Source organism: Pseudomonas sp. 39004 (assembly GCF_028682155.1).
Classification (GTDB): Bacteria; Pseudomonadota; Gammaproteobacteria; order Pseudomonadales; family Pseudomonadaceae; genus Aquipseudomonas; species Aquipseudomonas capeferrum.
Window position 1 is genome coordinate 17,112 of record NZ_JANIAG010000069.1, and the last position, 10,513, is coordinate 27,624.

The 10,513-nt window shown below is 64.7% G+C and carries 9 protein-coding genes; 6 read left to right on the plus strand and 3 right to left on the minus strand.

Annotation, left to right across the window (positions count from 1 at the left end; genetic code table 11):
- Window positions 1-95 precede the first annotated feature (95 nt).
- From NP534_RS13855 to NP534_RS13880, 6 genes are all read left to right on the plus strand, one after another.
- Window positions 96-1,553, plus strand: a complete 1,458-nt coding sequence (locus NP534_RS13855) for an MBOAT family O-acyltransferase (RefSeq protein ID WP_274099079.1) — start codon at window positions 96-98, stop codon at window positions 1,551-1,553.
- Between the two features lie 11 nt (window positions 1,554-1,564).
- Window positions 1,565-2,722, plus strand: coding sequence for an alginate O-acetyltransferase (locus NP534_RS13860; RefSeq protein WP_274099080.1), 1,158 nt, complete (start codon window positions 1,565-1,567; stop codon window positions 2,720-2,722).
- A 21-nt stretch (window positions 2,723-2,743) separates the two neighbouring features.
- A complete protein-coding gene (locus NP534_RS13865; RefSeq protein ID WP_027595301.1) occupies window positions 2,744-3,391 on the plus strand; it encodes an alginate O-acetyltransferase AlgF in 648 nt (215 codons plus the stop codon).
- A gap of 37 nt (window positions 3,392-3,428) precedes the next feature.
- Window positions 3,429-4,883 (plus strand): mannose-1-phosphate guanylyltransferase/mannose-6-phosphate isomerase, encoded by a 1,455-nt coding sequence (locus NP534_RS13870; protein WP_033702884.1) that lies wholly within the window; start codon window positions 3,429-3,431, stop codon window positions 4,881-4,883.
- Between the two features lie 151 nt (window positions 4,884-5,034).
- Window positions 5,035-5,499, plus strand: coding sequence for a multidrug transporter (locus NP534_RS13875; RefSeq protein WP_274099081.1), 465 nt, complete (start codon window positions 5,035-5,037; stop codon window positions 5,497-5,499).
- Between the two features lie 69 nt (window positions 5,500-5,568).
- Entirely contained in the window at window positions 5,569-6,393 is an 825-nt protein-coding gene (locus NP534_RS13880; RefSeq protein WP_274099082.1) for an SDR family oxidoreductase, read from the plus strand.
- Window positions 6,394-6,421: 28 nt separating this feature from the next.
- On the opposite strand, the gene NP534_RS13885 is transcribed toward NP534_RS13880, so the two are convergent.
- The 3 genes from NP534_RS13885 to NP534_RS13895 are packed head-to-tail and all read right to left on the minus strand — an operon-like array spanning window position 6,422 to window position 10,500.
- Window positions 6,422-7,873 carry an efflux transporter outer membrane subunit gene (locus NP534_RS13885; RefSeq protein ID WP_274099083.1) on the minus strand — a complete coding sequence of 484 codons (1,452 nt, stop codon included), beginning with the start codon at window positions 7,871-7,873 and terminating at the stop codon, window positions 6,422-6,424.
- Window positions 7,870-8,931, minus strand: a complete 1,062-nt coding sequence (locus NP534_RS13890; protein ID WP_274099084.1) for an HlyD family secretion protein — start codon at window positions 8,929-8,931, stop codon at window positions 7,870-7,872. Before NP534_RS13890 ends, NP534_RS13885 begins: the two co-directional genes overlap by 4 nt.
- 27 nt (window positions 8,932-8,958) lie before the next feature.
- Entirely contained in the window at window positions 8,959-10,500 is a 1,542-nt protein-coding gene (locus NP534_RS13895) for an MFS transporter (protein ID WP_274099085.1), read from the minus strand.
- Between the last annotated feature and the right edge of the window lie 13 nt (window positions 10,501-10,513).

The window sequence follows — 10,513 nt, forward strand, 5'->3', positions numbered from 1 at the left end:
AGCTCCCACAGGGATCTAGGTAACCCGCCACATTTGCGTGGGGGGTTTGGGGGGCGCTTTGCCCTGGATGCTGTGAACAAATTAGGAGAACCGGGATGGTCTTCTCGTCCAACGTGTTCCTGTTCCTGTTCTTGCCGATCTTCCTCGGCCTGTACTACTTGAGCGGGCAACGCTATCGCAACCTGCTGTTGCTGGTCGCCAGCTACATCTTCTATGCCTGGTGGCGCGTGGACTTCCTCGCCCTGTTCGCCGGCGTGACCCTGTGGAACTACTGGATCGGCCTTAAAGTCGGCGCAGCAGGCGTACGCACCAAGCCGGCGCAGCGCTGGCTGCTGCTGGGCGTGGGCGTCGACCTGGCGATCCTCGGCTATTTCAAGTACGCCAACTTCGGCGTCGACAGCCTCAACGCGATCGTCAGCTCGTTTGGCCTGGAGCCCTTCATCCTCACCCACGTGCTGCTGCCGATCGGTATCTCGTTCTACATCTTCGAGTCGATCAGCTACATCATCGACGTGTACCGCGGCGACACCCCGGCCACCCGTAACCTGATCGACTTCGCAGCGTTCGTGGCGATCTTTCCGCACCTGATCGCCGGCCCCGTGCTGCGCTTCAAGGACCTGGTCGACCAGTTCAACAACCGCACCCACACCCTGGACAAGTTCTCCGAAGGCTGCACCCGCTTCATGCAGGGCTTCATCAAGAAAGTGTTCATCGCCGACACCCTGGCAGTGGTCGCCGACCATTGCTTCGCCCTGCAGAACCCGACCACCGGCGACGCCTGGCTGGGCGCCCTGGCCTATACCGCGCAGCTGTACTTCGACTTCTCTGGCTACAGCGACATGGCCATCGGCCTGGGCCTGATGATGGGCTTCCGCTTCATGGAGAACTTCAAGCAGCCGTATATCAGCCAGTCGATCACCGAGTTCTGGCGCCGCTGGCACATCAGCCTGTCGACCTGGCTGCGCGACTACCTGTACATCACCCTGGGCGGCAACCGCAAAGGCACCTTCAACACCTACCGCAACCTGTTCCTGACCATGCTGCTGGGCGGGCTGTGGCACGGCGCCAACTTCACCTACATCATCTGGGGCGCCTGGCACGGCATGTGGCTGGCCATCGAGCGGGCGCTGGGCCTCGACACCAACCCGCAGCGCTTCAACCCGGTCAAGTGGGCGTTCACCTTCCTGCTGGTGGTGGTTGGCTGGGTGATCTTCCGGGCCGAGAACCTGCACGTGGCCGGCCGCATGTACGGCGCCATGTTCAGCTTTGGTGAATGGCAGCTGTCGGAGCTCAACCGCGCCCAGCTCACCGGGTTGCAAGTGGCCACCCTGATCATCGCCTACCTCACCTTGGCGTACTTCGGCCTGCGCGACTTCTACCGCAATGCCAAGCCGACGCCGCAGGCGACCCCGGTGCAGATCAACGCCGACGGCTCGATTGGCCTGGACTGGACCCGGGTGATGACCCGCGCCCTGATCCTGCTGCTGTTCGTGGCCTCGATCCTCAAGCTTTCGGCGCAGAGCTACTCGCCGTTCCTTTACTTCCAGTTCTGAGGTTGATGACCATGACCCGGACATTACGCATTACCTATTCGCTGTCGTTCCTGGGCCTGCTGGTCGGCATGGGCGCCTGGTCCACTGGCGGCCTGGACAGCTTCCAGCGCACCGCGCAGATGACCTTGCTCAACGGCAAGCTGGCCAAGGCCGCCGAGACCCACTACGACGAGCAGTTCCCGATCAAGCGCCTGGGCACCAACCTCTGGGCGGCACTGGACTTCAAGCTGTTCAACGAAGGGCGCCCAGGCGTGGTGCTGGGCCGTGACCAATGGCTGTTCAGCGATGAAGAGTTCAAACCCACCGCCGGTGCCGAGCAACTGATGCAGGAAAACCTGGCGCTGATCCGTGGCGTGCGCGACACCCTGCAGCAGCATGGCAGCCAGCTGGTGCTGGCGATCGTGCCGGCCAAGGCGCGGGTCTACTCGGAGTACGTGGGCAAGGAACTGCCAGCCAGCCTGCATGACGACCTGTACAACCAGTTCCATGCCCAGGCCCGCCAGGCCAACGTGTTTGCCCCGGACCTGATGGCGCCCATGGAGCAGGCCAAGACCCGTGGCCAGGTATTCCTGCGCACCGACACCCACTGGACGCCGATGGGCGCCGAAGTCGCCGCACAGGCGCTGGCCGAAGCGGTCAGCCGCCAGAGCCTGCTCAATGGCGACCCCCAGGCCTTCATCACCGAAGCCGGCAATACCGCGCCGTACAAGGGCGACCTGACCAACTTCCTGCCACTCGACCCGCTGTTCAGCAACCTGTTGCCGGCGCCGGACAACCTGCAGCAACGCACAACACGCCCAGCCGAAACCGAAGGCGAGGCAGGCGATGCGCTGTTCGCCGACAGCCAGATTCCGGTCGCACTGGTAGGCACCAGCTACAGCGCCAACCCGCACTGGAACTTCCTCGGTGCCCTGCAGCAAGCCCTGCACAGCGACGTCGCCAACTACGCCGAAGACGGCCATGGCCCGCTGCTGCCGATGCTCAAGTACCTGCAAAGCGATGCTTTCAAAAATGCCGCGCCACAAGTGGTGGTGTGGGAATTCCCCGAACGTTATCTGCCCATGAAAAACGACCTCAGCAGCTTTGATCCGCAGTGGATCGCGCAGCTGAAAAACACCCGCAAATCCGAAGAAAACCTGGCCCTGTCGTCCACCCGGACGAACCACTGATCGATAGAGAGGAACACGCACATGACTACCAAAACTTCCATTGCCAAAGCCCTCACCCTCGCGGCCGGCCTTTCCCTTGCTTCGATGCAGGCCTTCGCCGGCGCCGATGCCGCGCTGTATGGCCCGACCGCACCGAAAGGCTCGACCTTCGTGCGCCTGTACAACGCTGCCAGCGCCCCGGCCGCCGCCTCGGTCGGCAACACCCAGATCAAACAAGTCGGCGCCCAGGCCAGCAGCGACTTCAGCTTCCTGCCGGGTGGCGACTACACCGCCCAGGTCGGCGGCAAGAGCGTCCCGGTCAAGCTGGCCTCGGACAAGTACTACACCCTGGTCAACAGCGGCAGCGGCAACCCGCAACTGATCGAAGAGCCACCGTTCAAGAACAAGCAGAAAGCCCTGGTACGCGTACAGAACCTCAGCGATCAGTCGCTGACCCTGAAGACCGCCGATGGCAAGACCGAAGTGGTCACCCCGGTAGCAGCCAAAGGCCGTGGCGAGCGTGAGATCAACCCGGTCAAGGTCAACCTCGCCCTGTATGCAGGTGACAAGAAAGTCAGCGACGTCAAACCCGTCGCCCTGGAGCGCGGCGAAGCTGCCGTGCTGTACGTCACCGGCTCGGGCAGCAGCCTGTCGCCGGTCTGGGTCACCCGCCCAGTGTCCACCAACTGATCCCCTGCCTCGTTAACGACCTTATTGGAGAAACATCATGATCCCGGTAATTCTTTCTGGTGGTAGCGGTTCGCGTCTGTGGCCTCTGTCGCGCAAGCAGTTCCCCAAGCAGTTCCTGGCCCTGACCGGTGAACACACGCTGTTCCAGCAAACCATTCAGCGCCTGGTGTTCGAAGGCATGGATGCGCCGATCGTGGTCTGCAACAAGGACCACAAGTTCATCGTCCAGGAGCAGCTCGGCGCCCTGAAACTTGAAACCCAGGCCATCCTGATGGAGCCGTTCGGCCGCAACACGGCGCCCGCCGTGGCGATGACCGCGATGAAGCTGGTCAGCGAAGGCCGCGACGACTTGATGCTGGTGCTGCCTGCCGACCACGTGATCGACGATCAGAAAGCCCTGCAGCGCGCCCTGGCCCTGGCCACCGTGGCCGCCGAGCGTGGCGAGATGGTGCTGTTCGGCGTGCCGGCGACCAAGCCTGAGACCGGCTATGGCTACATCCGCTCCAGCCAGGACGCACTGCTGCCAGAAGGCGTGGCGCGGGTTGCGCAGTTCGTCGAGAAACCCGATGAAAAACGCGCCGCCGAGTTCGTCAAGGCCGGGGGCTACTTCTGGAACAGCGGCATGTTCCTGTTCCGCGCCAGCCGTTTCCTCGAAGAGCTGAAAAAGCACGACGCCGACATCTACGACACCTGTGTGCTGGCCCTGGAACGCAGCCAGGAAGAAGACGATGTGTTGAGCATCGACGAAGCCACCTTCGCCTGCTGCCCGGACAACTCCATCGACTATGCGGTGATGGAGAAGACCCAGCGTGCCTGCGTGGTGCCGATGTCGGCCGGCTGGAGCGACGTGGGCTGCTGGTCGTCGCTGTGGGAAGTGCACGACAAGGACGACAACGGCAACGTCACCAAAGGCGATGTGGTGGTGCAGGACAGCCGCAACTGCATGATCCATGGCAATGGCAAGCTGGTGTCGGTGATCGGCCTCGAGAACATCGTCGTGGTCGAGACCAAGGACGCCATGATGATTGCCCACAAGGACAAGGTCCAAGGCGTCAAGCAGATGGTCAAGACCCTGGACGAGCAGGGCCGCAGCGAGACTCAGAACCACCTGGAAGTGTACCGCCCATGGGGCTCGTACGACTCGGTGGACATGGGCGGCCGCTTCCAGGTCAAGCACATCACCGTCAAGCCGGGCGCCAGCCTGTCGCTGCAGATGCACCACCACCGCGCCGAGCACTGGATCGTGGTGTCCGGCACTGCCGAAGTGACGTGCGACGAGAACGTGTTCCTGCTGACCGAGAACCAGTCGACCTACATCCCGATCGCCTCGATCCACCGCCTGCGCAACCCAGGCAAGATCCCACTGGAGATCATCGAAGTGCAGTCTGGCAGCTACCTGGGCGAGGATGATATCGAGCGTTTCGAGGACGTCTACGGGCGCACCTCGACGCCGGTCGAGCGTGGTGTTTCGGTGAAAACCATCGCGCAGTAAGTGAAACCCCGGGGCCGCACCTGCATAGATCACACGATCCGGTAGGAGCGGCCTTGTGTCGCGAAAGGAGGGCAAAGCCCTCCCGCTTTTGAGCCCTCCCCCATTTCAAGCTACGATGGTCAGACCCGCGCAACCAAGGTCTGCAAGCCCCATGATCATCGGTGCCTTCCTCATCCTCACCTGGCTGGTGCTGCTGCTGCGCTACCCGGCCAAAGCCCTGCCGATATCCCTGGCCGCTGTCTGTGGCCTGGGCCTGGTCGCCCTGTTCGTCGCCTGGCAAGACACCCGCGAAGCCACGCAACTGGCACGCCTGGACCTGCGCCTGAGCTACGCCCCTGACAAGTGCCCCGCCGACCGCGCGCTGCACGTGCACATGAAAAACGGCAACAAGGCCCCGCTCACCGAGCTGCGTTGGCGCGTGGGCGCGTATGCGCCAGGCGATACCGTCAACCTTGCCGAAAACACCTACAGCGCGCCGCGTTACCGCGGGCCGGGTGAGCTGCAACCGGGTGCCGAATGGAACGATTGCCTGCCGGTACCGCCCCTGCGTTCCGGTTACCGAGCACAGACGCTGGAGTTTCGTGCCGAGCGTCTGCAAGGTACATTTGCCAATTGACGCATTGCCTGCCCCGGCCTCTTCGCGGTGCACACGACACCCATTTCCCAGACCCAAGGCCCTCCCCCCATGCCCACCGTACTGATCACCGGTTGTTCCAGCGGCATCGGCCGCGCCCTGGCCAACGCCTTCCGCGATGCCGGCCACGAGGTCTGGGCCACCGCCCGCAAGCCTGAAGACGTCGAGCAGTTGTCCGCTGCCGGCTTCACCGCCCGGCAACTGGACGTCAATGACAGCAATGCCCTGACGCAACTGGCCGATGAGCTGCAAACGCGCCACGCCAGCCTCGACATCCTGATCAACAACGCCGGCTACGGCGCCATGGGCCCGCTGCTCGATGGCGGCGTAGACGCGATGCGCCAGCAATTCGAAACCAATGTATTCGCCGTGGTCGGTGTGACCCGCGCGCTGTTCCCGCTGCTGCGTCGCGCGCGCGGGCTGGTGGTGAACATCGGCAGCGTTTCCGGGGTACTGGTCACGCCATTCGCGGGTGCCTATTGCGCCTCGAAGGCCGCCGTCAACGCCCTGAGCGATGCCCTGCGCCTGGAGCTGGCACCGTTTGGCATTCGGGTGATGGAAGTGCAACCGGGGGCGATCGCCTCGCAGTTCGCCAGCAATGCCCAGCGCCAGGCCGAGCAGGTACTGGCGGCGGATTCACCGTGGTGGCCGCTGCGCGAGTACGTCCAGGCACGCGCCCGGGCGTCGCAGGACCGGCCGACGCCGGCAGCCGTGTTTGCCCAAGGGGTGCTGGCGGCTACGCGCAAAACGGCGGTGCCTGCGGTGGTGAGGTTGGGCAATGGCAGCACGGCGTTGCCGCTGATCGCCAGGCTGTTGCCGCGGCGGCTGCTGGGCTGGGTGTTGCGCAAGCGGTTCGGGTTGCTGCGTCCGCTTTGATGTTTGGCCAGCACAGCCAGCGCAACCATCACACCTTTTTCGACGGCTGAGTATCAAACGCCTGCCAGCCCCCGCCCAGCGCCTTGTACAACCCCACCAAGGCCTGGGAAACCGCTGCCGAGCTGTCGATCCACTGCTCTTCGCTGGCCAGCAACGCACCCTGTACCGTCAGCACATTGAGAAAATCCACCGCCCCTTCCACATACTGGCGCTGGGCAGTCTCCAGGGCGATGCGGTTCTGCCGCACCGCCTCGGCCAGGTGGTCGCGGCGCAACTGGCTGGCGTTGTACAGGCGCAGCACATCGTCGATCTCGTGCCAGGCGCCGAGCACCACCTTGCGGTAGTTGAGCGCCGCTTCCTGCTGCTGCGCCTCGCGCAACTCCAGCGTGCCTTTAAGCCGCCCCCCTTCGAAGATCGGCAACGACAGTTGTGGGCCGAAGGCGAAGCGGCGCGAGTCCCAGCCGCCGAAGTCAGACAGCTGCATGGCCTGGAACCCCATGCTGCCCGACAGCCGAATGCTCGGGTAGAAGTCGGCCTTGGCCACGCCGATGCTGGCGGTTGCCGCGTGCAACCGCGCCTCGGCCTGGCGAATGTCCGGGCGGCGCTCAGCCAACTCGGACGGCAAGCCGATGGCGAACTGCTGTTGCGGCGCGGGCAGTTCACCGCCTTCGAGCAGCTGCGCCTGCAGGCTGCGTGGCGGTTCGGCCGCGAGCAGGCTGAGGGCGTTGATCAGGTCGTCGCGGCGAGCCTCCAGGCTGGGCAGGCGGGCTTCGATCGAGGCGACCTGGGCACTGGCCTGGGCTACGTCGAGGCGGGTGGCGACACCTTCGGCCTGGCGGTTTTCAGACAGCTTCAAGCTGTGCTGCGCCACCTTCAGGTTGTCACGGGTGACATCAAGCGTGTGCTGCACCGCACGCAGCTGAATATAGTTGCCGGCGGTTTCCGACAGCAGGGCCAGCAGCACGCCACGGCGGTCGTTCTCGGCCACTTCGACCGTCGCATCGGCAGCCTCGACCTGGCGTCGCACGCGGCCCCAGAGGTCCAGCTCCCAACCCGCGACCAGGTCACCCTGCCACAGGTTGAAGGCAGACTTACCGGCATGGCCAGAGGGGTCGCTCAGCCCTTCGGCGCTGTTGCGAGCACGGCTGTAGCCCGCGTTCACATCCACCGAAGGCGCTTCGTCCGCCGCCACCGTACTGCGCAGGGCGCGGCTTTGCAGCAGGCGTGCACTGGCCATCTGCAGGTCCAGGTTGCGTTCGGTGACCTGCTGGATCAGCGCGCTGAGGCGGGCATCGTGAAAGGTTTCCCACCAGCGCAGTTCCAGCGGTTCAGCCTGCGGCTGGCTTGCTGCGGCCTCGCCTTGCAGCGCCGCCCACTGTTGCGGGGCCTGGCTGGCGGGGCGCTGGAAGTCCGGCCCCAGGGTGCAGCCGGCCATGAGCACAGCCAGCAACAACGGGCTCAAGCGTAATGCTGGTTTCATCGCGCGCTCACCTCTTTGCCTTCGAGCTTGTCGCCACGGGTATCGATGGTGGCTTCCACCGACATGCCCACGCGCAGCCGTGCAAGCAGCGCCTGGCCGTCATCGAAGACGATCTTCACCGGAATGCGCTGCACCACCTTGGTGAAGTTACCGGTGGCATTGTCGGGTTTGACGGCGGCAAAGGTGACCCCGGTGGCCGGCGCAATACTCTCGACATGGCCCTTGAGTTGCTCGCCAGAGAAGGTGTCGACCGTGATGCTCACCGGTTGGCCAGGCTGCACGTGGGTCAGCTGGGTTTCCTGGAAGTTGCCGACCACATAGGCCTGCTGCAACGGCACCACCGACAACAGGCGAGCACCCGGGTTGACATAGGCGCCCACGCGCAAGGCACGCTCACCGACCATACCGTCCACCGGTGCGGTGATGCGCGTGTAGGACAGGTCCAGCTGGGCCTTTTCCAGCCCGGCTTCGGCACGCTTGAGCTGGCCATCGGCACTGGCCACCTGGGCGGTGAGGATGTCCACCTGTTTGCGTGTCGCCAGCAAGGCCGCCTGGGTATTGGCCAGGCGCGCACGGGCCTGGTCGACCCCGCTGCGCGCTTGCTGCGCGTTCTGCACGGTGCCGGCGCCCTGCTCGGCCAGGCGGCTGTAGCGGTTGACTTCATGATCGGCGAAGGCGGTTTCGGCCTGAGCCGCTTTCACCGCGGCCTCGGCCTGGGCGATCAGTGCCGCCTGGCGCTCCAGCGTGGCGCGGGCGTCGGCGCTCTGCGCCTTGGCCACCAGCAATTGTGCCTGGGCAGCGTCGAGCGCGGCCTGATAGTCGCGGGCATCGATGGTCGCCAGCAACTGGCCGGCCTTGACCTGCTGGTTGTCCTCGACCAGCACCTCTTTGATAAAGCCTGCGACTTTGGGCGCGACCACGGTGTAGTCGGCGATCACGTAGGCGTCGTTGGTGCGCTGGCGGTGGTCACTGCCAAACATCCAGGGGCCGACGATGGCGGCCAGCACGGCCACGGCGAGCACCGAGCCGATGATGATTGTCTTGCGGTTGTTGGTCATTTCAAGTTCTCGAATTCATTCACGGGCTCAAGCCACCGCACGCGGCGGGAAGATCCGGGTAGGCACGAAGGGGATCAGGCAGATCAAAGCGACGGCGATGCAGGCCATCACCAGGTACTGGTCGGCCGAGGTCAGTACCTGGGCCTGTTCATGAATGCGTCGGGCAAGGCCGGTGGCGCTGCCATCGATCAACGGCGCGTTGCCCAGGCTGTCGACCAGGTGGTTGGAATGAAAATGCCGGCGCACGGTGCCCAGGGCATCCAGCAGGCCACCGGCAATCACCGCCGACAGCCCTTTGACCGTATTGAACCAGGCCGAGGCGAACGGGCCCTCCTGCGGGGTCATGCCATTGGTGGAAAGCATCAGCAACGGCAACACCGCCATCGGCTGGCCAAACACCTGCAGCAGGTAGAAGGGGTAGAAATCGCCGCGTATCCATTCGGAGGTCAGCAGGCTGCTGCCCACGCACGACAGCGCCAGCATGCCAAGCCCCGTCGCCAGCACCCAGCGGCAGTCCACCGCACGGATGTTGCACAGCGCCGCCGTGAGCGGCAGGGCGATGAGTTGCGGCATGGCCACCAGCATCATCAGCGGGCTGGTCTGCGCCGGGCGGTAGCCCTGGATCTGCGCCAGGTACGCCGACGGAATGCTGCCCACACCCGACAACACGATCAGCACACCGGCCAGGGTCAGCAAGGCAAAGCTCAGGTTGCGCCGCGAGAGCATGCGCAGCTGGAAGAACGGCAACGGCTCGGACCATTCGTTGTACAGGAACAGCACCAGCAACAGCAGGCCACCGCCCAGCAACCAGCAGATCAGCGGCGAGTCAAACCAGCCCCAGCGGTCGCCCAACGACAGGCCCAGCACGGTGCAGCTGATGGCGGGCAGGCCAAGCAGCACACCACGCCAGTCGAGTTGCTTGAAGCGTTCGAGGCGCAGCGGGTCCTGGGGCAGGCCCCAACCGACGCATAACATTGCCAGCAGCGACGGCAAAATGATCTGCCAGAACGCCCACTGCCAGCCGACGTACTCGGTCCAGAGGCCCGCCAGCGGCGTGCCGAGGTTCGGCCCGAAGGTGGCGGTCAGGGCATAGCAGGCCAGGCCATAGACCTTGATGCCCGGTGGCAGAAAGCGCAGTGCGACGCTCATCAGCATCGGCGGCAAGGCGCCAGAGGCGAAACCCTGCAGCACGCGCAGCAGCATCAGGCTGTGCAGGTTGGGGGCGAAGGGTTGCAGCAAGCCCAGCACGGCGAACAGGCCGACGGCAGACAGGGTGAAGCGGCGCAGCGAAAAGGTCGTGGCGAGCCAGGGTGCGAAGGCCATCGCCGACACCGACGCCGCGCTGTACACGGCCAACAGCCAGGCGCCCTCGTCGGCACCGATGCCCATGGCGCCACGGATGTCGTTGAGGGAAATCTTGGTCACCGCCTCGTTGAGGCCGGCGCACAACACCGCCAGCAACACGCCGAACAGCCCAACCACCACCTGCAGGCCGAACGCCGTCTGCGCAGGGGCGGCCGGCGCAGGGGCGGCGGCCAGCGCAGCAGAGGGCGCGGTCAGGGAACTCATGGGAATACATCTC

Coding starts and splice junctions, on each gene's coding strand:
- NP534_RS13865 (WP_027595301.1), top strand. CDS start 2,744: ATGACTACCAAAACTTCCATTGCCAAAGCCCTCACCCTCGCGGCCGGC.
- NP534_RS13870 (WP_033702884.1), top strand. CDS start 3,429: ATGATCCCGGTAATTCTTTCTGGTGGTAGCGGTTCGCGTCTGTGGCCT.
- NP534_RS13880 (WP_274099082.1), top strand. CDS start 5,569: ATGCCCACCGTACTGATCACCGGTTGTTCCAGCGGCATCGGCCGCGCC.
- NP534_RS13875 (WP_274099081.1), top strand. CDS start 5,035: ATGATCATCGGTGCCTTCCTCATCCTCACCTGGCTGGTGCTGCTGCTG.
- NP534_RS13885 (WP_274099083.1), bottom strand. CDS start 7,873: ATGAAACCAGCATTACGCTTGAGCCCGTTGTTGCTGGCTGTGCTCATG.
- NP534_RS13895 (WP_274099085.1), bottom strand. CDS start 10,500: ATGAGTTCCCTGACCGCGCCCTCTGCTGCGCTGGCCGCCGCCCCTGCG.
- NP534_RS13855 (WP_274099079.1), top strand. CDS start 96: ATGGTCTTCTCGTCCAACGTGTTCCTGTTCCTGTTCTTGCCGATCTTC.
- NP534_RS13860 (WP_274099080.1), top strand. CDS start 1,565: ATGACCCGGACATTACGCATTACCTATTCGCTGTCGTTCCTGGGCCTG.
- NP534_RS13890 (WP_274099084.1), bottom strand. CDS start 8,931: ATGACCAACAACCGCAAGACAATCATCATCGGCTCGGTGCTCGCCGTG.